Annotated in this window: 15 protein-coding genes; 7 read left to right on the forward strand and 8 right to left on the reverse strand. The window is 63.8% G+C overall.

Translation table 11 applies throughout. The features are described from left to right. Nucleotides 1-16: 16 nt before the first annotated feature. The 4 genes from kdpB (at nt 17) to ACQR1W_RS21470 (ending at nt 6,348) form a co-directional block, all read left to right on the forward strand. Nucleotides 17-2,125, forward strand: coding sequence for a potassium-transporting ATPase subunit KdpB (gene kdpB, locus ACQR1W_RS21455; RefSeq protein ID WP_434852660.1), 2,109 nt, complete (start codon nt 17-19; stop codon nt 2,123-2,125). 144 nt (nt 2,126-2,269) lie between these two features. Next, a complete protein-coding gene (locus ACQR1W_RS21460; protein ID WP_434852661.1) occupies nt 2,270-2,875 on the forward strand; it encodes a K(+)-transporting ATPase subunit C in 606 nt (201 codons plus the stop codon). 69 nt (nt 2,876-2,944) lie between these two features. Continuing rightward, nucleotides 2,945-5,662: a DUF4118 domain-containing protein gene (locus tag ACQR1W_RS21465; protein WP_434852662.1), complete on the forward strand. Its 2,718-nt coding sequence runs from the start codon at nt 2,945-2,947 to the stop codon at nt 5,660-5,662. After that, nucleotides 5,659-6,348: a response regulator gene (locus ACQR1W_RS21470; RefSeq protein WP_434852663.1), complete on the forward strand. Its 690-nt coding sequence runs from the start codon at nt 5,659-5,661 to the stop codon at nt 6,346-6,348. The genes ACQR1W_RS21465 and ACQR1W_RS21470 overlap by 4 nt, the downstream gene beginning before the upstream one ends. On the opposite strand, the gene ACQR1W_RS21475 is transcribed toward ACQR1W_RS21470, so the two are convergent. Continuing rightward, nucleotides 6,345-6,737 (reverse strand): hypothetical protein, encoded by a 393-nt coding sequence (locus ACQR1W_RS21475; protein WP_434852664.1) that lies wholly within the window; start codon nt 6,735-6,737, stop codon nt 6,345-6,347. The genes ACQR1W_RS21470 and ACQR1W_RS21475 overlap by 4 nt on opposite strands. A gap of 153 nt (nt 6,738-6,890) precedes the next feature. Then, entirely contained in the window at nt 6,891-7,772 is an 882-nt protein-coding gene (locus tag ACQR1W_RS21480) for a Ku protein (RefSeq protein ID WP_434852665.1), read from the reverse strand. Nucleotides 7,773-7,896: 124 nt separating this feature from the next. Between ACQR1W_RS21480 and ligD the strand changes: the two genes are divergently transcribed. Next, entirely contained in the window at nt 7,897-10,566 is a 2,670-nt protein-coding gene (gene ligD, locus ACQR1W_RS21485; protein ID WP_434852666.1) for a DNA ligase D, read from the forward strand. Nucleotides 10,567-10,691: 125 nt separating this feature from the next. Here the strand turns inward: ligD and ACQR1W_RS21490 are convergent, their stop codons facing one another. Continuing rightward, on the reverse strand, nt 10,692-10,856 hold the full coding sequence (locus ACQR1W_RS21490) for a DUF3309 family protein (protein ID WP_008967756.1): 165 nt from the start codon (nt 10,854-10,856) through the stop codon (nt 10,692-10,694). Nucleotides 10,857-11,026: 170 nt separating this feature from the next. Between ACQR1W_RS21490 and ACQR1W_RS21495 the strand changes: the two genes are divergently transcribed. After that, nucleotides 11,027-11,338 (forward strand): polyhydroxyalkanoic acid system family protein, encoded by a 312-nt coding sequence (locus ACQR1W_RS21495; RefSeq protein WP_434852667.1) that lies wholly within the window; start codon nt 11,027-11,029, stop codon nt 11,336-11,338. On the opposite strand, the gene treY is transcribed toward ACQR1W_RS21495, so the two are convergent. Genes treY through treS form a run of 5 tightly spaced genes read right to left on the reverse strand, consistent with a single transcriptional unit; the run spans nt 11,335 to nt 23,433 of the window. Then, nucleotides 11,335-14,148 (reverse strand): malto-oligosyltrehalose synthase, encoded by a 2,814-nt coding sequence (gene treY, locus ACQR1W_RS21500; RefSeq protein ID WP_434852668.1) that lies wholly within the window; start codon nt 14,146-14,148, stop codon nt 11,335-11,337. The genes ACQR1W_RS21495 and treY overlap by 4 nt on opposite strands. A 1-nt stretch (nt 14,149) precedes the next feature. Further along, the gene (gene treZ, locus ACQR1W_RS21505) at nt 14,150-15,916 is read right to left on the reverse strand and encodes a malto-oligosyltrehalose trehalohydrolase (RefSeq protein WP_434852669.1); all 1,767 of its coding nucleotides are present in this window, start codon (nt 15,914-15,916) and stop codon (nt 14,150-14,152) included. After that, complete coding sequence (gene glgX, locus ACQR1W_RS21510; protein WP_434852670.1) at nt 15,913-17,988, reverse strand: glycogen debranching protein GlgX; 2,076 nt, start codon at nt 17,986-17,988, stop codon at nt 15,913-15,915. Before glgX ends, treZ begins: the two co-directional genes overlap by 4 nt. 4 nt (nt 17,989-17,992) lie before the next feature. Further along, a complete protein-coding gene (glgB, locus tag ACQR1W_RS21515) occupies nt 17,993-20,137 on the reverse strand; it encodes a 1,4-alpha-glucan branching protein GlgB (RefSeq protein ID WP_434852671.1) in 2,145 nt (714 codons plus the stop codon). Beyond that, nucleotides 20,134-23,433: a maltose alpha-D-glucosyltransferase gene (gene treS, locus ACQR1W_RS21520; RefSeq protein ID WP_434852672.1), complete on the reverse strand. Its 3,300-nt coding sequence runs from the start codon at nt 23,431-23,433 to the stop codon at nt 20,134-20,136. Before treS ends, glgB begins: the two co-directional genes overlap by 4 nt. A 348-nt stretch (nt 23,434-23,781) precedes the next feature. On the opposite strand from treS, the gene malQ reads away from it, so the two are divergent. Further along, nucleotides 23,782-25,740 (forward strand): 4-alpha-glucanotransferase, encoded by a 1,959-nt coding sequence (gene malQ, locus ACQR1W_RS21525; protein WP_434852673.1) that lies wholly within the window; start codon nt 23,782-23,784, stop codon nt 25,738-25,740. Nucleotides 25,741-25,781 lie beyond the last annotated feature (41 nt).

A 25,781-nucleotide genomic window follows, 5' to 3' on the forward strand; every position in this document is an offset into this window, starting at 1 on the left:
ATTCGGAGTGATCTCCATGGAAACCATGAAACTGCAAAAACGCACGACGATGTCGACGATGCTCGACCCAAAGATCGTGCTGCCCGCCATCAAGGCCGCTTGCGTCAAGCTCGATCCGCGGCTGATGATCAAGAACCCCGTGATGTTCGTGGTCGAGGTCGTCGCAGCACTGACCACCGTCATCTTCCTGCGCGATCTCGTCACCGGCGGCGCCAATCTCGGCTTCACCTTCCAGATCATCCTCTGGCTCTGGTTCACGGTGCTGTTCGCGAACTTCGCCGAAGCCGTCGCGGAAGGCCGCGGCAAGGCGCAGGCGGACTCGCTGCGCAAGACCCGCACCGAGAGCCAGGCCAAGCTCCTGACTGGAAACGACCGCAGCTATCGGATGGTGCCGGGCACCAGCCTCAAGGTCGGTGATATCGTGCTGGTCGAAGCCGGCGACGTCATTCCGTCCGATGGCGAGGTGATCGAGGGTGTCGCCTCCGTGAACGAGGCCGCCATCACCGGTGAGTCGGCCCCCGTGATCCGCGAATCCGGCGGTGACCGTTCGGCCGTCACCGGCGGCACGCAGGTGTTGTCCGACTGGATCCGGGTGAAGATCACGGCGGCGCAAGGTTCGACCTTCATCGACCGCATGATCAGGCTGGTCGAGGGCGCCGAGCGGCAGAAGACGCCGAACGAGATCGCGCTCAACATCCTGCTGGCGGGCCTGACGATCATCTTCGTGTTCGCCACCGTGACGATCCCGAGCTACGCCGCCTATGCCGGCGGCTCGATCTCGGTGATCGTGCTGGTCGCGCTGTTCGTGACCTTGATTCCCACCACGATCGGCGCGCTGTTGTCGGCGATCGGCATCGCCGGCATGGACCGCCTGGTGCGCTTCAACGTGCTGGCGATGTCAGGCCGCGCGGTGGAGGCCGCCGGTGACGTCGACACGCTGCTGCTCGACAAGACCGGCACCATCACGCTCGGCAACCGGCAGGCCACAGCCTTCCGTCCCGTGCGCGGCGTGGGCGAGCAGGAGCTGGCAGATGCTGCCCAGCTCGCCTCGCTCGCCGACGAGACCCCGGAGGGGCGCTCGATCGTGGTGCTGGCCAAGGAGAAGTATGGCATTCGCGGTCGCGACATGGCCGAGCTCGGCGCCACCTTCGTTCCATTCACGGCGCAGACCCGGATGAGCGGCGTCGATGCCGGCGGCTCCTCGGTGCGCAAGGGCGCGGTCGACGCGATCCTGAACTACATCGGCGGCGGTGCAGCGCAGCTTGCGTCCGGCAACACAGTACGCGCCATTCAGCCCGCAGAAAGCGATGTTGCGCGCGAGGTCCGCGCGATTGCCGACGAGGTTGCCAAGACCGGCGGTACGCCGCTGGCGGTGGCCAAGGATGGCCGGCTGCTCGGCATCGTGCAGCTCAAGGATATCGTCAAAGGCGGCATTCGCGAGCGCTTTGCCGAACTGCGTCGGATGGGCATCCGCACCATCATGATCACCGGCGATAACCCGATGACCGCGGCGGCGATTGCGGCCGAGGCGGGGGTCGACGATTTCCTGGCTCAGGCCACGCCCGAGGACAAGCTCAAGCTGATCCGTGACGAGCAGGCCAAGGGCAAGCTGGTGGCGATGTGCGGCGACGGCACCAACGACGCGCCGGCGCTGGCGCAGGCCGATGTCGGCGTCGCCATGAACACCGGCACGCAGGCCGCGCGCGAAGCCGGCAACATGGTCGATCTCGACTCCAACCCGACCAAGCTGATCGAGGTGGTCGAGATCGGCAAGCAGCTGTTGATGACGCGTGGTGCGCTGACGACGTTTTCGATCGCCAACGACGTCGCGAAGTATTTCGCGATCATCCCCGCCATGTTCCTCGCCTTCTATCCGCAGCTCAACGTGCTCAACATCATGCACTTGGCGAGCCCGCAGAGCGCGATCCTGTCGGCGATCATCTTCAACGCGCTGATCATCATCGCGCTGATCCCGCTGGCGCTGAAAGGCGTCGCCTATCGCGCCATCGGCGCCGGCGCGCTGCTCAGGCGCAACCTGATGGTCTATGGCTTAGGGGGCATCATCATTCCCTTCATCGGCATCAAGGCGATCGACCTCATCGTGACCGCCTTGCACTTGGCTTAAACGACAATCGTCATGACGAGCGAAGCAATCAACACGTCCACCGTCATTCCGGGTTCGATGCTGTGCATCGCCCCGGAATGACGAAGCAGGTGGATTGGATCGCTTCGCTTCGCTCGCAATGACGGAATAAATGGAGACACCACAATGCTCAGAGAAATCCGTCCCGCCATCTTTGTCCTGGTGGCGCTGACCCTGATCACCGGACTGATCTATCCGCTGGCGATGACCGGCATCGCCGGCGCGATCTTTCCAGCGCAGGCGGCCGGCAGCCTGGTGACGCGCAACGGCCAGGTGATCGGCTCCAGCCTGATCGGGCAGGAGTTCAAGGACGACAAATATTTCCACGGCCGCCCCTCGGCGACCACGGCGCCGGATCCGAACGATTCGACCAAGACGGTGTCTGCGCCGTACAACGCGGCCAATTCCGGCGGCTCCAATCTCGGTCCGACCAGCAAGGCGTTGGCGGACCGCGTCAAGGACGATGTCGAGAAGCTGAAGGCGGAGAACCCGTCGCAAGCCGTGCCGGTCGATCTCGTCACCACGTCCGCGAGCGGGCTGGACCCGGACATCTCGCCGGAGGCCGCGCTCTTCCAGGTGCCGCGGGTGGCAAAGGCGCGCAATCTGCCGGAGGACAAGGTCCGCGCCCTGGTGACGCAGAACACCGAAGGCCGCCTGATCGGTCTGCTTGGTGAGCCGCGCGTCAATGTGCTCGCACTCAACCTGGCTCTCGATACCGCGACGGGCAAGTAAAGCTGCTGAACGGAAAGCGCGCCCCGAGCGCTAGGCTTGGCGCGACGGGCCGCTTATCTATAATGCATTATGGCCAGTCAACGCCGCGATTCTGATCAACGTCCCTCGCCGGAAGCCCTGCTCGAGGCTGCCCGGCGGGCGGATAGTCCTGCCGGGCACCTGAAGATCTTCGTCGGTGCCGCGCCCGGCGTGGGCAAGACCTATGAGATGCTCTCGAGCGCGCAGGCCCGGCTGAGGGCGGGCATCGACGTGGTGGTCGGGTTCGTCGAGACCCATGGCCGCGCTGAGACCGAGGCGCTGGTCCGCGGGCTGGAGGTGGTCCCGCGCAAGCGCATCACCTACAAGGACCAGGTCCTGGAGGAGATGGACCTCGATGCCGTCATCGCGCGCCGACCGAAGCTCGCGCTGGTCGACGAGCTGGCTCACACCAACGTCCCCGGCAGCCGCCATCCCAAGCGCTACCTCGATGTCGAGGAGCTCTTGTCGCATGGCATCGATGTCTACACCGCCGTCAACATCCAACATATCGAGAGCCTCAACGACGTCGTCGCCCAGATCACTCATGTGCGGGTGCGCGAGACGGTGCCGGACTCGATCTTCGACCGGGCGGACGCGATCGAGCTGATCGATCTCACGCCCGATGACCTGATCCAGCGGCTCAAGGAGGGCAAGGTCTATGTCCCCAAGCAGGCCGAGCGCGCGCTGGAGCATTATTTCTCGCCGGGCAATCTGACGGCGCTGCGCGAGTTGGCGCTGCGCCGGACCGCCGAGCGGGTCGACGAGCAGCTGCTCACGCACATGCAGGCCAATGCCATTGCCGGCCCGTGGGCGGCCGGCGAGCGCATTCTGGTCTGTGTCAGCGAGGACCCGCGTGCTGCCGGTCTGGTACGCTACACCAAGCGATTGGCTGACCGCGTCCATGCTCCGTGGACCGCGATCACCATCGAAACGCGTCGCAGCCTGCAGCTCACCGATGCCGAGCGCGACCGGCTGGCGGATACGCTGCGGCTGGCCGAGTCGCTTGGCGGCGAGGCGCTGGCGATTCCCGCCGGCGGCCGTCATATCGCCGACGATCTCATCAGCTTTGCCCAGGCCAACAACGTCACCCAGATCGTGATCGGCAAGTCCAACCGCTCGCGCCTCTTCGAGATCATGAGAGGCTCAGTGGTGCACGATCTGGTGCGGCGCGCCGGCAATATCAGCGTCCATGTGATCGCCGGCGACGAGCCGCCGCCCAATGCAAACAGCTCGGTGCAGACCCGCGCGCGGAGCGAGCCGTTCCAGCCGCGCCCCTATTTGACGGCGGTGCTGATCACGGCGCTCGGCCTTGGGATCGCGGAATTGATCCAACCCTGGTTCGGCGTCGAGAATGTCGATCTTGTCTTTCTCACCGCGGTGGTTGGCGTTGCCGCGCGTTACGGCCTGTGGCCGTCGCTGCTGGCGAGCGTGCTCGCCTCGCTCTGCTACAATTTCTTCTTTCTGCCGCCGATCTACACCTTCACCATCACCGATCCGACCAACATCGCGGCGTTCTTCTTCTTCATGCTGATCGCGATCCTGGTCTCCAATCTCGCATCGCGGGTGCGCGTGCAGGCGGATTCCGCGATTGGTCGCATCCGGACCACCGAGCAGCTCTATGCGTTCAGCCGCAAGCTCGCGGGCACTGCGACGCTCGATGACGTGTTGTGGGCCACCGCCTATCAGGCGGCGTTGATGCTCAAGGTGCGCGTCGTGCTGCTGCTGCCGCAGAACGGCAAGCTGACGGTGATGGCCGGCTATCCGCCGGAAGATCAGCTCGACGATGCCGACCTCGCCGCGGCGAGCTGGGCGTGGAGCAATGACCGCGCCGCCGGCCGCGGCTCGGATACGCTGCCCGGTGCCAAGCGACTGTTCCTGCCGATGCGCACCGGCCGCGGATCGATCGGCGTCATCGGCATCGACGACGACCGCACCGGACCTTTGTTGACGCCGGACCAGCGTCGCCTGCTCGATGCGCTGGTCGACCAGGGCGCGCTCGCCATCGAGCGCGTGCTTCTGGTCGAGGATATGGACAAGGTCAAACGGGCGATGGAGCAGGACCGGCTGCGCTCGGCGCTGTTGACCTCGATCTCGCATGATCTGAAGACGCCGCTGGCCTCGGTGCTGGGTGCCGCCTCGACCATGCGTGATCTTGCGGCCGGATTGAGCGAGAAGGAAAAGCTGGATCTGCTCGCGACCGTGATCGACGAATCCGAGCGCCTCAATCGCTTCATCGCCAATCTGCTCGACATGACCAAACTCGAATCCGGCGCGATCGTCCCGAACACGGCACCGCACGACATCGGCGAGATCATCGGCAGCGCATTGCGCCGCGCCAGCAAGATCCTGGCGCGCCACAAGATCTCGCTCGAGCTCGCCGCCGATCTGCCGATGCTCGAGCTCGACGCCGTGCTGTTCGAGCAGGTGCTTTTCAATGTGTTGGACAATGCGGCGAAATATTCGCCACCGGACACGCTGATCGCGATCCGGTCGCGGCGCGACGGTCAGAGCGTGGTGCTCGACGTCTGCGACGAGGGCGAGGGCATCCCGCCGGGCGAGGTCGAGCATGTGTTCGACAAGTTCTACCGGGTGCAGAAGGGCGACCATGTGCGACCCGGCACTGGCCTCGGGCTCGCGATCTCGCGCGGCTTCATCGAGGCGATGCACGGCCAGATCTGGGCCGGCAACCGCAACGACCGCAGCGGCGCGGTGCTGACCATCCGATTGCCTATCCCTTTACAATCCAAATCATTGGATACCGCGGCATGACCGGGGCCCCCATCAAGGTGCTCGTCATCGACGATGAGCCGCCGATCCGCAAGCTCTTGCGCATGGGTTTGAGCACGCAGGGTTATGAGATCCTGGAGGCTCCGAATGGGAAGAAAGCGCTCGAACTGCTCGCGCAAGAGCCGGCGCTGATCATTCTCGACCTCGGCCTGCCCGATATCGACGGCCACGAACTGCTGCGGACGGTTCGCGCGCGTAACGACGCCGTGCCAATCGTGGTGCTGTCGAGCCGCGGCGACGAAGCCGGGAAAGTGCAGGCGCTCGACCTCGGCGCCGACGACTACGTCACAAAACCCTTCGGGATGGACGAGCTGCTTGCGCGTCTGCGTGCGGCGCTGAGGCATCAGCTGCAGGTGAAGGGCGAGCGCCCGGTGTTTCGCACCGGCGATCTCTCGGTCGACCTGGTGCGCCGCATCGTCAAGGTCGGCGAGCGCGAGGTCAAGCTGTCACCGAAGGAGTATGAACTGTTGCGCGTGCTGGTTCAGCATGCCGGCAAGGTGCTGACCCATCGCTTCCTGCTGAAGGAATTGTGGGACGAGCTGACCGACGCGCAATATTTGCGCGTCTATGTCCGCCAGTTGCGGCAGAAGATCGAGGAGGACCCCGAACGCCCACACTATGTGCTCACCGAAACCGGCATCGGTTATCGCCTGCGTGCGCCGGATTAGGTTCGCCGATGCGAGCTCAACCGAGGTTGTCGGGAACCTTCTGCGCGCGTCGTCATTGCTTTGGTGCCACAGGAGACTATTTTCATGGCACGCGCAGCACGCAAATATTCCAAGGGCGCATCCGCGAAAGTCGGACGCGCAATGAAGAAGCGGAAGGCCGGGACGTTGAAGAGCGGCCGTTCTGGGCGCAAGGTCAAGAGCCGCAAACAGGCGATCGCGATCGGTCTGTCGGAAGCGCGCCGGGCGGGACAGAAGGTGCCGAAAAAGAAGAGCGCCCGGGCGTCGTCGAAGAAATCCGCAAAGAAGTCCAGCAGGAAGTCGACAAAGAAACGGGCATCGAAGAAGAGCTGAGCTACCGCACCGTTATGGCCGGGCGAGGTCCCGGCCATCCACCGTCATTGCGAGGGGTGAAGCGACCAAGCAACCCAGATCTTCCCGCAACCACGTTGGATTGCTTCCGCCGTCGTCCTTCGGGCTGGAGCGGACACGGCGCTCCGGTCGCGATGACAGACTCTCAGGGGCGTTCAACGGTGTCAATGACACTACCCCGCCTTCCGCTGTCGCGCCGCCAAACGGTGCGTCTTCTTGGCGGAGCGGCGTTGGGTGCGAGGCCGGCGGGCCGAGGCGCGCGACGGCTTCGTGGTCCGCTTGGCCTTCAGGCTCTGCTTGAGCGCATCCATCAGGTTGATCACGTTGCTTGGCCGCTCCTCGGGCTCGGGCAGCTTGACCGGCTTGCCGGCGGCCTTGCGCTTCACCAAGGTCTTCAGCGCGGTCTCGTATTCGTCCTTGAAGGTCGCGGGATCGAAATGCGCTGCCTTTGTCTGAAGGATATGGCCCGCGAGCTCGACCATGTCCTTGGTGATCTTGGGTGCCTTGATGTCGTCGAAGAACTCGCTCTCGTCGCGCAGCTCATACGGAAAGCGCAGCGTGGTGCCGAGCATGCCCTTGCCGAGCGGCTCGATCGCAATGATGTGCTCGCGGTGGGTCAGCACGATGCGCGCCAGCGCGACGCGGTCCTGATCCTTCATGGCATCCCTGATCACGGCGAACGCATCGAGCGCAGCCTTGCCGTCCGGCGCGATGTAATACGGGTGGTTCAGGTATCGTTGATCGATCTCGTCGCGGGGCACGAAGCTATCGATATCGATGGTATGGTTGCTCTCGATCTGGACAGCCTCGAGCTCCTCCGGCTCGATCTCGACATATTGCCCCTTGGACAGCTCGTAGCCGCGCCCCTTCTGCTGGCCCTCGACGATGTCGCCGGTTTCAGAGTCAACCATCTGCTGCTTGAGCCGGTTGCCGGTCTCGCGATTGATCAGGTGGAAGCGGGTTTTCTCGGTGGACGTCGCAGCCGGATAGAGCACGACCGGGCAGCTGACCAGCGACAGCTTGAGTGTCCCTTTCCAATAGGCACGCGGCGCCATCCCATAACTCCCGGCTGCTTGGCATGAAGGTCTGGGAACCCCAACTGATCTCAGGGGTTTTGGTTCCGGGTGGCGGCCCGGACGTGTTAGGCTGGCGCCGCTTGGCTTCAGTGGGATCAAGGTCGTGGCGCTGAAAAAGCTTTCCACCTACCGCAAAAAGCGGGATTTCGACAAGACCGCGGAGCCTTCGGGCGACGCCAAGGTCGCGGCAGCCGAGCGGCCGCGCTTCGTGATCCAGAAGCACGATGCGACGCGCCTTCACTACGATCTCCGGCTCGAATTTGGCGGCGTGTTCAAGTCCTGGGCCGTGACCAAGGGCCCCTCGCTCGACCCGCATGACAAGCGGCTTGCGGTAGAGGTCGAGGATCATCCGCTCGACTATGGCGATTTCGAAGGCACGATTCCGGAAGGCGAGTATGGCGGCGGCACCGTGATGCTGTGGGACCGCGGCTATTGGGACAGCGACGATCCCGAACGCGGTTTCAAGAAGGGCGATCTGAAGTTTACGCTTCAAGGCAAGAAGCTGCACGGCAGCTGGGTGCTGGTGCGGATGCGCCATGATCGCACCGGCGGCAAGCGCACCAACTGGCTGCTGATCAAGCATCGCGACGAATTCGCGCGCGAGGGTGGGGCCAACGATATCCTGGCGCAGGACAAATCTGTTGCCTCGGGGCGCACCATGGAGCAGATCGCGGTTGGCAAGGGCAGGGCGCCCAAGCCGTTCATGCTGGCCAAGACGAACGCGGTGAGCGCGGATGCCGTCTGGCACTCCAACCGCGGCGAAGCGAATGAGGCACGGTCGCGCAAGCCGGCTGCGACCAAACCGGCGGCCCGAAAAAGCCCAGAGCCGAAGAAAGTGTCGGCGATGCCGGACTTCGTTGCGCCCGAACTCTGCACCTCGGTCGAACGTCCGCCGGGTGGCGACGGCTGGGGCCATGAGATCAAGTTTGACGGTTATCGCGTGCAGATCAGGGTTGAGGGCGGCGAGGCGACCCTGAAAACGCGCAAGGGGCTGGACTGGACTGCGAAGTTCGGCGCCGTCGCGGAGGAAGCATCAAAGCTGCCGGATGCGATCATCGATGGTGAGGTTGTCGCCCTGGACAGCGAAGGTAATCCAAATTTCTCTGCGCTGCAGGCCGCGCTCTCCGATGGCAAGACCGACGAGCTGATCTACTTCGCGTTTGACCTGCTGTTTGCTGAAGGGCTCGACCTGCGTCGGCTGCCGTTGCGCGAGCGCAAGGCGCGCCTGCAGAAATTGTTGAAGGCGACGATCAAGGGCAAGAACCCGCATATTCGCTATGTCGAGCACTTCGAGAGCGACGGCGAAACCGTGCTGGAGTCTGCGCGCAAGCTGAAGCTGGAAGGGATCGTCTCGAAGCGGCTTGATACGTCTTATCATTCCGGCCGGAGCGAGAGCTGGACCAAGGCAAAAACGCGACCGGGCCATGAGGTGGTGATCGGTGGCTGGAAGACGACGAACGGCAAGTTCCGCTCGCTGATGGTCGGCGTCAACAAGGACGATCATCTCGCCTATGTCGGGGTCGTCGGCACCGGCTTCGGCCAGGATAAGGTCAAGCAGATCATGCCGGCGCTGGAAGCGTCGGCCTCCAACAAAAGCCCGTTCAGCGGCGAGAATGCCCCGCGCAAGACGCGCGACATCCATTGGCTCAAGCCTGACCTGGTCGCCGAGATCGAGTTTGCCGGATGGACCGACGGCGGCAATGTGCGGCAGGCCTCGTTCAAAGGCTTGCGCCAGGACAAGCCGGCGAAGGAGGTTGTCGCCGACGCGCCTGTCCTGACCAAGGTCCGGCAGCCGGTCGCACGTGCGGCCGCGACCGCGACGAGCGCCGGCACGGCCGTGTTCAAGGCGCCGTCGAAGCCGAAGCGCGACGCTGAGGTGATGGGCGTTGTCATCTCGAAGCCCGACAAGGCGCTATGGCCGGATGGCGGCGACGGCGCTCCGGTCACCAAGCTCGATCTCGCGCGCTATTTCGAAACGGTCGGCGAATGGATGATCGGTCACCTCAAGGGCCGCCCGTGCTCGATCGTGCGCGCTCCTGATGGAATCGACGGTGAGAGGTTCTTCCAACGCCACGGGATGCAGGGCACCTCGGAGCTGCTCGAGCTCGCCAAGGTCTCCGGTGATCGCAAGCCGTATCTGGAGATCGATCGCGTGGAAGGATTGGCGGCGGTGGCGCAGGTCGCCGCCGTCGAGCTGCATCCCTGGAACTGCGCGCCGTTTGCCTATGATGTGCCGGGGCGGCTGGTTTTCGATCTCGATCCGGCGCCGAACGTCGCGTTCGAGGAGGTGATTGCGGCGGCAAGGGATATGCGCGAACGGCTCACGAGCGTCGGGCTCGAAAGCTTCTGCAAGACCACCGGCGGCAAGGGCCTGCATGTGGTGACGCCCTTGCGTCATGGCGCGCGCGACAAGGTGACGTGGCCGGAAGCAAAAGCGTTCGCGCAAGGTATCTGCCAGTGGATGGCCAACGACAGCCCGGCGGACTATCTGCTCAACATGTCGAAGCGGCTGCGCAAGGGAAAGATCTTTCTCGACTATCTGCGCAACGACCGGATGTCGACGGCGGTGGCACCATTGTCACCGCGCGCGCGCGAGGGCGCCACCATATCAATGCCGCTGACCTGGGCGCAGGTGAAGAACGGGCTTGATCCGAAGCGCTACACGGTCCGCACAGTGCCGGCGCTGCTTGCCAGGACAAAAGCATGGGAGGGATATGACGAGGCCGAAGGCTCGATCAAGGCGGCGATCAAGCAACTGGCGGGGAAATTATGAGCTCGCGACGGCGCTCGTACTGAAGACCGATCACCTGCGTTTCGCCGCTCAGGACAAGGCCTAACAGGGAAATCGGGCATGGCTTTGCCATGCCCGATCCGGCGGTCATCAATGATGTGTTCGGATCAGATGCGTCCGAGCAGGACCAGGATCAGAATGATCACGATGATCAGCCCGAGACCGCCACCGCCATAATAGCCGGTGCCGTAGAACGGTCCGCCCCCGATCCCGGAAAAGCCGCCGAGCAGCGCGATCACGAGAATGATCAGGATGATTGTTCCGATTGACATGATAGTCCCTCCTCCAGCCCCGCTTGGGGTGAGATTGCACTTTCGTTCGCCGAGGAAACTGACGGGAACTTCGAAAGTTCCGGAATGGGGGCAGGGAAAATGCGGGCTGTGTCTTTGCAGCCGCAGGTGGCGTAACTACATCTAAGCGATTGGCAGGAAGGAGATTTCCGATGTCTGCGCCACTCGTCATCTCGATCCCGCATCGTCTCGGCAAGGATGAGGCGGTTCGCCGTCTGCAGAACGGGCTCACGCGGGCCGCCGCCAGCGTGCCGGTGCTAAAAGTCGACGAGGAACGCTGGGATGGCGACCAGATGTTCTTTCGCGTTCGCGCGCTCGGTCAGGCGGCCTCAGGCCAGATCAATGTCGCTGACGATCATGTCCGCGTGGAGGTCGTTCTGCCCTGGTTGCTGCAGCGCTTTGCGGAAGCCGCGCAGGCCGCCATTCGCAGCCGCGGGCAGCTGCTGTTGTCGAAGAAGAGCTAACCGGTGGAAGCATCCGCCTGCGCAGCCGCCGGCTTCTGAAGTGGATGCACGGCACGGTCTGCCCGGGCGCCGATCACGGCCGCCGGCAGATGGCTGAACAGGGAGGACACCGGCAGCGCGCTCACGTGGTCCCCGTCCACGATTCTGTAGCCTTCAAGGCTCACCGCGGCATCGAAGGCGTTCGGGCCCGGCCAGACGCGGCCACTATCAGTCAACGGCGCAAACGCGCGAGCGACAATGGTGATTGCGGCATCACGTCCGCGCCGCCGCGCAAAAGCGATGATGTGCTCGCGGTGTGGGCCGCTGACCTCCAACGGCTCGTAGCTGCCTTCCGTGAACACCAGCGCCATCTCGTTCCGCAATTTCAGCAAGTGCCGCGTCCAGGCCAGCTTGATCCGTCCATCCGGCCAATGTTGCGTCAGGCTCGCCCAGTCCGGGTCCTCGACCTCGCGCAATGCCGCCTCGCGTGCCGCAAAATCGACCGGTCGCCGATTGTCGGGATCGACCATCGAGAGATCCCAGAATTCGGTGCCCTGATAGAAATCGGGCACGCCCGGCATCGTCGCTTTCAACGTGATCTGGCTCAGCGAATTCAGCGCGCCCAACAGCGCAATACGCTTCGCCAATGTCTCCAGCGACTGCAGGAATTCCGGTGACCGCCCCCGATCGAGGATGCGCTCGATGAAGAGGCGCAAGCCTTTCTCATACGCCTCGTTAGGATTGAGCCAGGATGTCTCCTGCTTGCCTTCGCGCGCAGCCTTCAGCGCATAGGCCTGCAGCCGCTCCGGCAAGGTGTCGGCAGCTCCATGCACTGGCCAAATTCCGATCAAGGTCTGGTACATCATGTATTCGAAAGCCGCCGAGGGCGCGCGCATGTTGCCTTCGGTCACCACGTTCGGCGCGTTCAGCAGCTTCCAGCGCGCGACCGTCGAGGTCCAGTCGTTGGGCAGTTCGGTCAGCGCCATCAAGCGTGTGCGGGCGTCTTCGCCGCGCTTGGTGTCATGTGTCGCGGTGGCAGTCAGGCCGTGCGGCCAATCCCTGGCACGCTGCCGCATCAATGCGTGGAAATCAGCAATCGACAGGCCCTGCGCAGCCGGATCGCCGCCGACCTCATTCAGCGCCAAGAGCCGATGGTAGCGGTAGAAGGCGGTATCCTCCAGCGACTTTGCCATCATCGGGCCGGTGAACTGCTGCACCTTCAGGGCGAATCGCCGAACGCGTGGCGCGCTGTGTGTCGCATGGCGATCGCCCTTGACAAGATCCATCGTGAGCGCGTCGCGCAGGAAATCGAAGATCGAGCCGTCGGACGCGAACCATTCGGCGCGCGCCCGTTCGATCGCGCGATCGATCAGGGCGCGATCCGCCGCGGTCGGGCCCGCGCCCGTGAGATAGGTGCGATAGACCGGGAAATGGAGCACGTAGAGTTCGAGCGCCTGGCGCAAACTGTCTTCCGAATAGTCGCGCGTCGAATAGTGCCCGTTGGCAATGCGCGCGAGCAGGCGCGTCAGCACGGTGAATTCACTCGTCAGCAGAGTTTCCAGCACACGTCGTTTGGCCGCTTTGAGCAGTGGCTCCAACCGCGGCGAGATGTTGCTGATCTGGCGCCAGATCTCGTCGAGCGGCTCGAGGCCTTTGCGATCGATCAGCACCTGGGTGATGACATTCATCCACTCGTAGCCGGTGGTGCCGTGCACGCCGGCGAAGTGCGGCAGCTTCTCGTGCTCGCAGACGATCTTCTCGATCACGACGTAGAACGGCTGTGCGGCCGGTCCGCGCGCGTCGCGGATCAATCGGCGTAGCCGCTGGAAATATTGTGCGGGGTCGCGCAGACCATCGATATGGTCGAGCCGCAGTCCCTGCAACTGGCCGTCGGCGATCAGCTTCTTCACCAGCCGATGGATCGCCTCGAACGTGCCGGCGTCCTCGACGCGCAGGCCGGCAAGCGTATTGACGTCGAAAAAGCGGCGATAGTTGATATCGCTGGAGGCGAGCCGCCAATGCCCGAGCTTGTAGTGCTGCCGCTCCAGGAGATGATGCAGGGCCAACGTCTGAGCCGGGCGGTCAGGGCCGGCGCGATAGGCGGCGAGCCCTTGTCCGATGATGTCGGCTGCGCCGGGGATGTCCTTCAGCTCCGCCTTGAAGGCGGGCGCCTCCTTGCGGTTGGGGTGGCGGAGGCCGCGATAGCGCGAGGCGAGCTCCAGGATCTTTTCGCCGGCCTCGCTCTGTTCGGCGCCGGTGTCCTTGACGATCACCCGCAGGATCTCGCCATAGCGCTCTGGTGCGATCGGCAGCCGGTGCTCGAAATACCAGCAGGAAAAGCTGCCTTCATTGGCGTCATAGCGCAGCTCGATCTCGCCGTGTTCCAGGGCGTCCCCGTAGAATGAGCCAAGGATGGGCAGTAGCACGCCGCCGCGGGCGCGATAGGGGAGTTGGTCCCAGTCGATGTCGAACGACGCTGCATGCGGCGACGCCTGGCCCCATTCGAGCACGTCGAGCCACCGGGGATTGTCGTCGTAGTGAACGCCCACATGGTTCGGCACGAAGTCGAGGATCAGTCCGAGGTCGTTGTCTTGCAGTGCGGCAGCGAGCCGCGCAAAACCTTCTTCGCCGCCCAGCTCCGGATTGAACTTGGTGTGGTCGGTGATGTCGTAGCCGTGCATCGAGCCTTTGCGCGCCTTCATGAACGGCGAGGCATAGAGGTGGCTGATGCCGAGGGCCTTCAGATAGGGCACGACGCGCGCAGCGGCGTCGAAGTTGAAATTTGCGGTGAGTTGCAGGCGATAGGTGGCGAGCGGGATGGCCGGAGGCATGTTACCCTCCGATGCTCCAGAACACGGACCAGGGCGGCAGGCAATCAGCGGGCGTCCCGCCCCAGATCAGCGTGCCAGGGAATTCCGACGAAGGACCTGCGATCTCCTTGCCCGAGACATTGGCGAGCAGCCGCAATTTGGTGCCGTCGCCCATCAGCCAATAGGCGGTGAGGCGCCCATCGTCGGTCACATGAGCTTCGCCGAAGCGCGCGCCGGGAAGCCTTGGCGCGATCTCCTTGTGACGCAGCCTAAGCAGGTCGCGCACCAGCGCCAAGCGTTCCTTGCCCGGGCTCGTGTTGCACGCCTCCCAATCGATCACCGCGGACCTGAATGTCTCGATGTCCAGGGGATCGGGGACCTCATCGCCATATTTGGCGTAGGCCCACGCATATTCGGTGCGGCGGCCCTTGCGGACGGCATGTGCAAGGTCGCCCTTGAAATCGCAGAAGAACGGGAACGGCCGCGTCGAGCCCCATTCATCGCCCATGAACAGCATCGGCACGGTCGGCGCGAGCAGGGTGACGGCCAGCGCGGCCTGGATGCCCTCGGCGGGTGCCAGAGCCTCCAACCGGTCGCCAAACACCCGGTTGCCGATCTGGTCATGGTTCTGCAGGAAGTTGACGAAGGCGCCCGGTGCCAGATGCCCGCTCGGCTCGCCGCGTGGATTGCCGCCCCAGAACGCGGCCGGCTCGCCCTGGTAGACGAAGCCGGAGCCGAGCGTCCGGGCCAGGCCACCGCGCGGAGAGTCCTGATAGTCGCCGTAATAGCCGGCGTCCTCGTCGGTCAGCATCACGTGCCAGACGTGGTGATAGTCGTCGTTCCACTGCGCCCGGAACTTGCCGTGCGGAGGATCTTCTGTCGAATCCAACATGCTGGCGAGGTTGTCGCCGTTCTCCAGCACGAGATGGATATCGCGTCCTGTCTCCTCCGCGAGCTCGCCGGCCGCTGCACTCAGCTCATGCAGCATCGGCACGTCCCCTGGCGGCGTCAGGATGTGGTTGATGGCATCGAATCTCAGGCCGTCGAATCTGTAATCGGTCAGCCAATGCAGCGCGTTCTCGATCGCATAGGCGCGCACCTCGGGCAGGCCATAGTCGATGGCGCTGCCCCAGGGCGTGTGCGCGTCGGTGAAGAAGGTCGGCGCATAGCGGCCGATATAATTCCCTTCCGGGCCGAAATGGTTGTAGACGACGTCGAGGAACACCATGAGCCCGCGCAGATGTGCTTCGTCGATCAGCGTGCGCAGATCATCGGGGCGGCCGTAGGCACTGTCCGGGGCATAGAGCAGCACGCCGTCATAGCCCCAGTTGCGGGTCCCTGCGAAATCCGCCAGCGGCATCAGCTCGAGCGCTGTGATGCCGGTCTCCACCAGATGGTCGAGCTTGTCGATCATCGCGCGATAGCTGCCCTCCGGCGTGAACGTGCCGACATGGCTTTCGAGGAATACTGCATCCTGCCAGGGGCGGCCGCGCCAGTCCTTGGCGCGCCAGGCGAAGTTGGCGTGATCGATGACCTCGCTCGGACCAAAGACGTCCTCGGGTTGGAAATCAGAGCCGGGATCGGGCACATCGAGCTCGCCGTCGATCAGGAATTTGTAGCGCGTCCCCGCGCCGACACCGGGGACGTCGAGCACATACCAGCCGTCCTCGCTCCGCTGCATCGGCCGTGGCGTGTCCAGCACGAGGTCGACGCGCTCGGCACCCGGAGCCCATAGGCGGAACGAGACGCCGTCCTTGGTCAGGCGAGGACCAAACTGACGCGGCCTCATGACAGGCCTGCGAAGGCCAGCACGGAGCGGGGCGGCGCCACGAGTTCGGCGCCGGAAGCGAAGTCTGCCGGCGTCTGCTTGGCTTCCGTCGTATCGAGAACCTGTTGCCACGTCTTGTATTCGGCGAGCTTGGGCAAATTGAATCCGATCTCTTCGGGGGCCGCGTTCAGGACGATAAAGATCGGCAACTGCTCCGGTTCCACCGGACCGAGCACATAGGCGAGAAATCGCCCATCGGGGAACGTCCAGTCTTCCTGCGTCATCTCCTGTGCCGACGGCGTAAGCCAGAGCACGCCGAAACTGCCGTCAGGGCGCCGGCCATCGAGCCAGCGGCGGGCGCGGATCTGACCGAACCTGCGGCGCAGTTCGGTGATGTGTGCGATGAAGTCGACGAGATCGTCGCCTTCGCGTCCCATTCTGCCCCAATCGACCCAGCCGACCTCGTTGTCCTGGCAATAGGCATTGTTGTTGCCGTTCTGCGAATTGCCGACCTCGTCGCCGGCGAGCAGAAGCGGCAGACCTTGCGCGAGGAACAGACAGGCGAGCTGGTTCTTGCGGAGCTGCCGGCGCAACGCGTTGATCGCGGGATCGTCGGTCGGTCCCTCGACGCCGCAATTGTTGCTGTGATTGTCGTTGGAGCCGTCGCGGTTGTCCTCGCCATTGGCCTCGTTGTGCTTCGAATTGTAGCTGAAGAGGTCGGCGAGCGTGAAACCGTCATGGACGGTGACGTGGTTGACGCTGGCGCGCTGCGTGCGCCCGTCATGATTGAACAGGTCGGACGAGCCGGTCATCCGGCTCGAGACTTCCCCGATCAGGCTGCCCTGGCCGCTCCAATAGCGCCGCATGGCGCTACGATAGCGGTCGTTCCATTCCGACCATTGCGACGGAAACGCACCGACCTGATAACCGCCGAGACCGACGTCCCAGGGCTCGGCCACGAGCTTCACGCCGGCCAGGATCGGGTCCTGCCGGATCGCGGTGAGGAAGGCGCTGGCGCGATCATAGCCGTGCGGGCCACGCGCCAAGGTGGTGGCAAGGTCGAAGCGGAAGCCGTCGACATGGCAGACTTCGACCCAGTAGCGCAGCGAGTCCATCACCATCTGCAGCACGCGCGGATGGGTGAGATTGACCGACGAGCCGCAGCCGGTGAAGTCGTCGTAGTAACGCGGGTTGTCGGGCTTCAGCCAGTAGTAGGAGGCGTTGTCGATGCCGCGGTAACACAAGGTCGGGCCGAGATGATTGCCCTCTGCTGTATGGTTGTAGACGACGTCGAGCATCACCTCGATGCCGGCATCGTGTAGCCGGGCGACCATGGTCCTGAACGCGTCGAGCGGATTGTCCTGGGCGTAGCGCGGCTCGGGCGCGAAATAGGAGATCGTGTTGTAGCCCCAATAATTCACGAGCTTTTTCTCGACCAGCATGCGGTCGTCGATGAAGGCGTGGATCGGCAGCAGTTCGATGGTGGTGACGCCAAGCCGCTTCAGGTGCTTGATCATGGCGGGCGAGGACAGCCCGCCATAGGTGCCGCGCAGGTTCGGCGCCACGTCCTCGCGCTTGATGGTCAGCCCTTTGACATGGGCCTCGTAAATGATGGTGTCTTCCCAGGGGATGGAAGGACGCATCTCGCGCCGTCCCCAATTGAAGGTCTCGTCGACGACGACGGCCTTCGGCATGCCGCGCGCATTGTCGCGTCGGTCGAAGGAGAGATCCTCGCGCGGGCTTCCGGCGCGATAGGCGAAATGCGCATCACTCCAGACCAGGCGGCCGGCGAGCCGCTTGGCGTAGGGATCGAGCAGGAGCTTGTTCGGATTGAACCGATGGCCGCGCTCCGGCTCGTAAGGGCCATAAACTCGATAGCCATAGAGCTGCCCCGGCGAGATGTCGTTGAGATAGCCATGCCAGACATCCTCGGTCCGTTCCGGCAGCTCGATCCGCTCGATCTCCCGCCGGCCCTGGCTGTCGAACAGGCACAGCTCGACCTTCTCCGCGTGGGCCGAAAACAATGCAAAATTAGTCCCGCGCCCGTCCCAGCTTGCACCGAGACGGGTGGGCGTTCCGGCCGACAGCCGCATCGAGTCAGCCTTCCGGGACGAGAAATACCGCTGCCAGGGGAGGGAGGATGAGGTTGAGCTCGTTTTGACCTTCAGAGGCATGGACCTCGCCAATATTGCCGACATTGCTGCCGCCGTAATGAACGGAATCTGAATTGAAAACTTCCCGCCATGCGCCGCCGAAGGGTACCCGAACCTTATAGTTGTAATACACGTTAGGCGAAAAATTCACGACGACCACGCAGCGGGTGCGCGCATCGCGGCCCTTGCGCAACCAGGCGAACACGTTGCGATCGGCGTCGTCGGTGATGAGCCATTCGAAGCCGTCGGGCTCGCAATCGCGCTCATGCAGCGCCGGCTGGTTGCGATAGAGCAGGTTGAGGTCGCGGATCAGCGCCTGGATGCCGGCATATTTCGGCTGGCTGAGCAGGTGCCAGTCGAGCGAGTGATCATGATCCCATTCGCGCTCCTGGGCGAGCTCGCAGCCCATGAACAGGAGCTTCTTGCCGGGATGGCCGAACATGAAGCTGTAATAGGTGCGCAGATTGGCAAAGCGCTGCCAGTCGTCGCCCGGCATCCGGCCCAGGATCGAGCGCTTGCCGTGCACGACCTCGTCATGGGAGAGCGGCAGGATGAAGTTCTCGGAGAAAGCGTAGTGCAGGCCGAACAGGATCTCACCGTGATGATATTTGCGGTGGATCGGGTCCTTGCTGATGTAGCGCAAGGTGTCGTGCATCCAGCCCATGTTCCACTTGTAGCCGAAGCCGAGCCCGCCGAATTCGACCGGGCGCGAGACTTGCGGCCAGGCCGTGGATTCCTCGGCAGCCGTGGTCGCTTGCGGGAAATTGCGGAAGACTTCCGTGTTCACGCGGCGCAGGAATTCGATCGCTTCGAGATTTTCCCGCCCGCCATATTTGTTGGGAATCCAGCCGCCCGACGGACGGCTGTAATCGAGATACAGCATCGAAGCGACGGCATCGACCCGCAGACCGTCGATCGCATAGCGCTCCAGCCAGAACAGCGCGTTCGACCGCAGGAAATTAGAAACTTCCGTGCGGCCGTAATTGTAGATCAGCGTGCCCCAATCGAGGTGGCGGCCCTGCATCGGATTGGCATGCTCATAGAGCGCGGTGCCGTCGAAATGGCCGAGCCCATGCGGATCGTCCGGGAAATGGCCGGGCACCCAGTCGAGCCAGACGCCGATACCCTCGCGATGGCAGGCGTCCACCAGCGCACAGAAATCCTCCGGTGAGCCGAACCGGCTGGTCGGCGCGAACAGGCCGGTCGGCTGATAGCCCCAGGAGCCGTCGAACGGGTGCTCGCTGACCGGCAAGAACTCGATGTGGGTGAAGCCCATGTCGCGCGCATAGGCGGGCAGCTGCTCGGCGAGCTCGCGATAGCTCAGCCATTGATTGCCATCCCGGCGTCGCCAGGAGCCGAGATGGACCTCGTAGATCGAGATCGGCTTGTCGAGCGCATTGATGCCGGCTGGCGCTGGCTGCGGGTGGGGCAGCCGGGTTTCGTCCATGACGATGGAGGCGGTCTTCGGACGCAGCTCGGCCGCGAAGGCCATCGGATCGGACTTGAGCGGCAGGTGTTCGCCTTGCGGGCCGATAATATCGAATTTGTAGTGGTCCCCGGCCTTGGCGCGCGGGATGAACAGCTCCCAATAGCCATTGCCGCGCACCCGCATCGGATGGCGCCGCGCATTCCAGAAATTGAAATCCCCGACCAGGCTGACGCGTCGCGCATTGGGCGCGAGCACGACGAAGCCGACGCCCTCGACGCCGTCGAGCACCATCGGATGTGCCCCGAGCTTGTCGTAGAACCGCTGGTGCGTGCCCTCCCCGAGCAGGTGCAGGTCGAAATCGCTCAGGATCGGCGGGAAGCGATAGGGATCCTCGAGATCGACCACATGCTCGCCGAAATGGGTCCGCAGCCGATAGCGCTGCGCTCCGCCTGCCAGCGTTCCGGTGAACAGGCCGGCATCGTGGATGCGCGAAAGCGGCGCGAGCTCGCCATGCTCGCCGACCACTTCGACGCGCGAGGCCTCGGGCAGAAAGGCGCGGACGACCGTCTTGTCGTCGACGTGGTGCAAACCGAGATAGCGAAACGGGTCGGCATGCCGACCTTCGATGATCGCAAACGCCTCGGGAGAAAGTTGGGTCATGAGGACTCGCTGACTGACAAAGACATGACGCGAAGCAGGTTACTCAACGCGATGCGTAACCGCTCCGGCCGGCGCGCCAGATCATAGTCGAGTTCGGCGATGGCTGCTTCCAGCATGAAGAAATTCAACATCGCCTCGACCGCATGCCGGTCAGCCGGCCAGAGGCGCTGATTCGCCTTGATCTCGCGATATCCGGTCAGAAACGCGGCGACAGCGTGATCGCGCCACCCCATGAGCGCGGTGCTGAGCTTGCCATGCTCGTCGGAGGCGGTCCTCAAGGCGCGCTCAAGCGCAGCGCGCACCGAGCAGTCGATCGAGCGGACGAAGCCCGCGACATCGCGCGCCGGCGGCACCTTGCGGCGGCGCTCGACGAGCGGCAGCTCTTCGTCGCCATCGAAGTCGACGATGAAGATATCGTCCTTCACGATCAATATCTGCCGCAGGTCGAAGTCGCCATGCCCGCGGATCTTGAGGCCATCAAGATCCTGCGGCCTCAAGGTGCTGAGCTGTTCGGAAAGGTCCGCCTGCCTCGCGAGGACCTGATCGACCAGCACCCGCTCGGCGTCCTTGGTGCGATCACGGCGCTCGCTCAGCATCGCGAACACGCGGGCCGCCTGCGCGCGGATGGCATCGACCCAATGGTCGACGTCGTCGGCACTGATCGGCTCGGGTGCGAAATCGGCGAGGTCGGATCGCGATGCAAGGGCCGCGTGCAATTCGCCGACGCGGCGGCCGGCCTGCGTCATATAGCGGAGATAGGGCGGCTGCTCCTGGCTCGAGCGCGGATCGTCGTTCGCCACGCGGACGCGCTGCTCGTCGACGAAACGATCGAGATAGGCGGCGCTGACCGTCCAGCCATCACCTTGATTCTCGACAAAGCCGTGCACGGTCGCAACGGCCTGGTGTTCACCCTCGTGGATCAGTTCGACGCTGCCGAGCAGCGGCGGCACGTTGGGAAAGGCCACGATCTCGGTGAGGAAGCGGCCGGTCTCGATCTCGGGATGCGCTCCAGCCTCGAGCTGGCGATAGATTTTGACGAAGAACGCATTGTCCACCACCGCCTTGCTGCTGCAGCGGTCGGTCTCGACGATTTTGACCTGGTCCGTTTCGCGGATCGGCTCGGCGGGAAACCTCGCGGTCGGGCGGAATTCCAGCCGCAGGCCGTTTTCCTCTACGGTCAGCGACTGTCGCAGATTGCGCAGCAGCAGCGCGAGGAAGATCGGGCTGGTCGCGACGTCGAGCAGCGTGCCTTCGCGCGCGCCCTGGCGCACGGCCGCGAAGGCTTGCGGGTTGTAGCGCTCCCGGTCGAAACGCACCCATTCGATCTGCATCGGCAGCAGATAGCGAAGCGGCTCCGGCCGCTCGCCGGACTTGAAGAAGATCAGCCAGGGGCGGTTGTCGCCGATGTCGCAGAAGGGAATCGCCGCAGTCAGCGTCGGATGGATCGCCTCCTGCTGGCGGACCGGATACCAGCGGGTGCGGGTGAGAAAGCCGGGCAGCACATCGCGCTCGAACACGCTGCGGGTGCGTGCCAGCGACACCCAGGTCGAGCCGAGCGGCACCACCAGCGTTTCGAATTCGGGCACCACGCGCTGGACGACCGGCTCGGACTTCTCGCGCTCCTTGAGCTGGAACCAATAGAAGCTATAGGGTCCCAGCGTGATCATGTAGGGCAGCTCGCCGATCGCGGGAAAACGCGTGCGGCCCAGCATTTCGATCGGGATGCGGTCCTTGAAGGCGGAGAGGTCGAGCTCGGTCGCCTGCGCCGAGCGCGACAGGTTGGCGACGCAGAGGATCACCTCGTCCTTGTACTGCCGGACATAGGCCAGCACCGCCCGGTTCGTCGGCCGGATGAAGCTCATGGTGCCGCGGCCGAAGGCCAGCGTCGTCTTGCGCACCGAGATCAGTTTCTTATTGGCGTTCAAGAGCGACGACAGGCTGCGCGACTGGGCCTCGACATTGACGGCCTCATAACCATAGACCGGGTCCATGATCATCGGGGCGTAGAGCCGGGCCGGATCAGCGCGGGAGAAGCCGCCATTGCGGTCCGGCGTCCATTGCATCGGGGTGCGCACGCCATTGCGGTCGCCGAGATAGATGTTGTCGCCCATGCCGATCTCGTCGCCGTAATAGATGATCGGTGTCCCCGGGAACGACATCAGGAGCGAATTCATCAGCTCGATCTTGCGCCGGTCATTATCCATCAAGGGAGCAAGACGTCGGCGGATGCCGAGATTGATCCGCGCGCGCGGATCATTGGCATAGGTCGACCACAGATAATCGCGCTCGACGTCGGTCACCATCTCCAAGGTCAGCTCGTCATGGTTGCGCAGGAACAGCGCCCATTGGCAGTTGGTCGGAATGTCCGGGGTCTGGCGCAGGATGTCGGTGATCGGGAAACGGTCCTCCTGGGCGATCGCCATATAGATGCGCGGCATCAGCGGGAAATGATAAGCCATGTGGCATTCGTCGCCCTGGCCGAAATATTCCTGCACATCCTCCGGCCACTGATTGGCCTCGGCGAGCAGCAGCTTGCCTTGGGCGTAATTGTCGAGCTCGACCCTGAGGCGCTTGATGATGGCATGCGTCTCGGGGAGGTTCTCGTTGTTGGTGCCGTCGCGCTCGCAGAGATAGGGGATGGCGTCGAGCCGGAAGCCGTCGACGCCGGCGTCCAGCCAGCGCTTCATCACCTGGATGATGGCGTTGACCACGCGCGGATTGTCGAAATTGAGGTCCGGCTGGTGCGAGAAGAAGCGGTGCCAATAGAACTGGCCGGCCTCCGGATCCCAGGTCCAGTTCGATTTTTCGGTGTCCGTGAAGATGATGCGCGTGCCCAGATATTTCTGGTCGGTGTCGCTCCAGACATACCAGTTGCGCGCGCTGGAGCCCGGCGGGCTGCGGCGGGCGCGCTTGAACCAGTGGTGCTGGTCGGAGGTGTGGTTGACGACGAGCTCGGTGATGACCCGCAGGCCCCGGCGCTTCGCCTCCTGGATGAAGCGCTTGAAATCCTTCATGGTCCCGAAATCGGGATTGATGGTGCCGTAATCGGCGATGTCGTAACCGTCGTCGCGGCCGGGCGACGGATAGAACGGCAGCAGCCAGAGCGTCGTGACGCCGAGGTCCTGCAGATAATCCAGTTTCTCGGTCAGCCCGACGAAATCGCCGATGCCGTCATTGTTGCTGTCGGCAAAGGCTTTGACGTGAAGCTGGTAGATGATGGCATCCTTGTACCAGAGGCCGTCGCCATGGAGATCGGTGACGAGGTCGGTCGCATCCAGGGATGACAACAGGTTCATGAGGCCCTCACGCTTCTCAGCAGCGGACGAATTGGCGGAGAGAAAGGTAGGTGGGTTCGATCCGCTGCACGCGGCTCTCCCGACAAGAGGGCAAAATAGGGGAAAATGAGCCGCGAATGGAGGCGCTCGCGACGGTTTGAGTGAATTTGTTCACGGTGATGCCATTGACAAGAAACTGACGTCCCGTTTCGTTGCCGAAACGAGACGCCCACCCTATACAAAGCCGCGCACCCAAGCTTGGTTCCCTCGGGAACACAAGCCCGGGCGATGCGTTAGGCGAGACTATCCTCTTGTGGTCCCACAACAATTCCGTGACGTCCGACCCAGTTGCGGGGAAACGCGTGCCGAATGGATCTCTTCAGCCAAGCCCACAGCCTCGGAATCATGACCGAATTCTTCGATGGTCAGGGCCGCCGCCATGTCACCGAGGAAGCGGCGCTGAAGATCATCGTCGAATCCTTTCCGCAGCCAACACCGCACCGGCTGCTCGACGGCACCGTGGTGATCCGGACCGGCCAGCCGGCGCGCAGCCGGCTCGGGGATGCCGCCAAGCTGCCGGTCAGCTGGACGATCAGACGCGGCGACGAGGCGGTGGCTGTCGGCAAGGCCGAGGAGCCGATGATCGAGTGGCCGGACGATCTGCCGGTCGGGTCCTATCGGCTGCAGCTCATCGATGCATCATTATGTCGTGAGGAGCTGCCGCTGATCGTCGCGCCGCCGAAGGCATTTGGCGGCGAGTTCGATCGGGGCTGGCTGCTTGCTGTGCAGCTCTATGGAATCCGCTCCGGCCGCAATTGGGGAATGGGCGACTTCACCGATCTTGCCGATCTGATCGAGCTCGGTGCGGAGCTCGGTGCTGACGGTGTCGGGCTTAACCCACTGCATGCATTGTTCGACGACCGGCCCGGCGACTTCAGTCCGTATGCCCCGAACAGCCGGCTGTTTCTCAATGCGCTCTACATCGATGTCGAGCAGGCGCCGGGATTTCAGGGCGGGATCGATACCAGTGCGCTCGAATCCGTCAGGCAGACCGAGCAGGTGAATTACAAGGCCGTCGCCGCCTTGAAGTGGCCGGCACTGCGCGCTGCTTTCGCGGCTTTCAGGGCCGGAGCAGATGCTGCACATGCAGCGGAGTTCGTGGCCTATCGCGCCGAACGCGGCGAGCTTCTGGAGCGCTTCTGCTGCTTCGAGGTCCTGCGCCATCGGTTCAAGCAGCCGTGGTGGGAGTGGCCGGAAGAATGGCGGCAGCCTGACGCGGCGCGATTCCGAAAAATGCTGCAGGGACCGGACCGGAAGGAAACGGATTTCGTCGCTTATGTGCAATGGCTGGCCGAGCGCCAGCTGCGCGCCTGCAAGGAGCTTGGCCATCGGCTCGGCATGAAGGTCGGGCTCTATCTCGACGTGGCCGTCGGCGTGCAATCCGATGGCTTCGATGCCTGGAACGAACAGGGGGCGATCTCGCGGAGCCTGTCGGTCGGCGCGCCGCCGGACCCGCTCAATACGCTCGGACAGAACTGGGGGCTGGCCGGTTTCAACGCGCCGGGGCTCGAGCTCAGGTCGTTCGAGCCGTTCAGGGAGATGATCCGCGCCTCGATGCGCCATGCCGGCGCGATCCGGCTCGATCATGTGCTCGGTCTGAAGCGCCTTTATCTGGTGCCGCACGGTTTCCCGGCGCGGCAGGGCGCCTATGTGCAGATGCCGTTCGATGCGCTGCTCGCGGCCACGGCGCTGGAAAGCGTCGCCAACGCCTGCGTGGTGATCGGCGAGGATCTCGGCACCGTGCCGCCCGGCTTTCGTGAGCAGATGGCAGACTGGGGCATCTGGTCCTACAAGGTGATGATCTTCGAGCGCGAGGACAACGGTCACTTCCGCGATCTCGACTACTACCAGCCGAATGCGCTGGTCACCCTCAACACGCATGATCTCTCGACCTATGCCGGCTGGCGCTCGTTCGGCGATCTCAACACCAAGCGTGCGCTCGGGATCGATCCGGGCGAGACCGACGAGGAGCGGTGGCGCGCGCTCGGCATGCTGGACGAGGTGCTGCGGCACAATGGCATCGGTCAGAACGATGTCCACTCGGCGATCGGCTTCCTGTCCCGGACGCGATGCCGCCTGCTCGCCGTCTCGCTCGAGGACCTGCTCGGCGTGGTCGATCAGCCCAATATTCCCGGGACGATCGACGAGCATCCGAACTGGCGGCAGAAAGTTCCGATCGCGCTGGAAGACATCGCCGGCGCTGTCGATGTCGCCGCGCTGAAGGCGGCCACAGCGGAGCGCGTCAGCGCGGCAGGGATGAAACAATGAGGTTGCGGAGCGGGGCACTCTAACATGGGGGGACGTTGGCA

This window comes from Bradyrhizobium sp. HKCCYLS1011 (genome assembly GCF_051167795.1).
In the GTDB taxonomy this organism is placed as follows: Bacteria; Pseudomonadota; Alphaproteobacteria; order Rhizobiales; family Xanthobacteraceae; genus Bradyrhizobium.

Coding starts and splice junctions, on each gene's coding strand:
- kdpB (WP_434852660.1), top strand. CDS start 17: ATGGAAACCATGAAACTGCAAAAACGCACGACGATGTCGACGATGCTC.
- ACQR1W_RS21460 (WP_434852661.1), top strand. CDS start 2,270: ATGCTCAGAGAAATCCGTCCCGCCATCTTTGTCCTGGTGGCGCTGACC.
- ACQR1W_RS21465 (WP_434852662.1), top strand. CDS start 2,945: ATGGCCAGTCAACGCCGCGATTCTGATCAACGTCCCTCGCCGGAAGCC.
- ACQR1W_RS21470 (WP_434852663.1), top strand. CDS start 5,659: ATGACCGGGGCCCCCATCAAGGTGCTCGTCATCGACGATGAGCCGCCG.
- ACQR1W_RS21475 (WP_434852664.1), bottom strand. CDS start 6,737: ATGGCCGGGACCTCGCCCGGCCATAACGGTGCGGTAGCTCAGCTCTTC.
- ACQR1W_RS21480 (WP_434852665.1), bottom strand. CDS start 7,772: ATGGCGCCGCGTGCCTATTGGAAAGGGACACTCAAGCTGTCGCTGGTC.
- ACQR1W_RS21490 (WP_008967756.1), bottom strand. CDS start 10,856: ATGTCAATCGGAACAATCATCCTGATCATTCTCGTGATCGCGCTGCTC.
- ACQR1W_RS21495 (WP_434852667.1), top strand. CDS start 11,027: ATGTCTGCGCCACTCGTCATCTCGATCCCGCATCGTCTCGGCAAGGAT.
- treY (WP_434852668.1), bottom strand. CDS start 14,148: ATGCCTCCGGCCATCCCGCTCGCCACCTATCGCCTGCAACTCACCGCA.
- treZ (WP_434852669.1), bottom strand. CDS start 15,916: ATGAGGCCGCGTCAGTTTGGTCCTCGCCTGACCAAGGACGGCGTCTCG.
- glgX (WP_434852670.1), bottom strand. CDS start 17,988: ATGCGGCTGTCGGCCGGAACGCCCACCCGTCTCGGTGCAAGCTGGGAC.
- glgB (WP_434852671.1), bottom strand. CDS start 20,137: ATGACCCAACTTTCTCCCGAGGCGTTTGCGATCATCGAAGGTCGGCAT.
- treS (WP_434852672.1), bottom strand. CDS start 23,433: ATGAACCTGTTGTCATCCCTGGATGCGACCGACCTCGTCACCGATCTC.
- malQ (WP_434852673.1), top strand. CDS start 23,782: ATGGATCTCTTCAGCCAAGCCCACAGCCTCGGAATCATGACCGAATTC.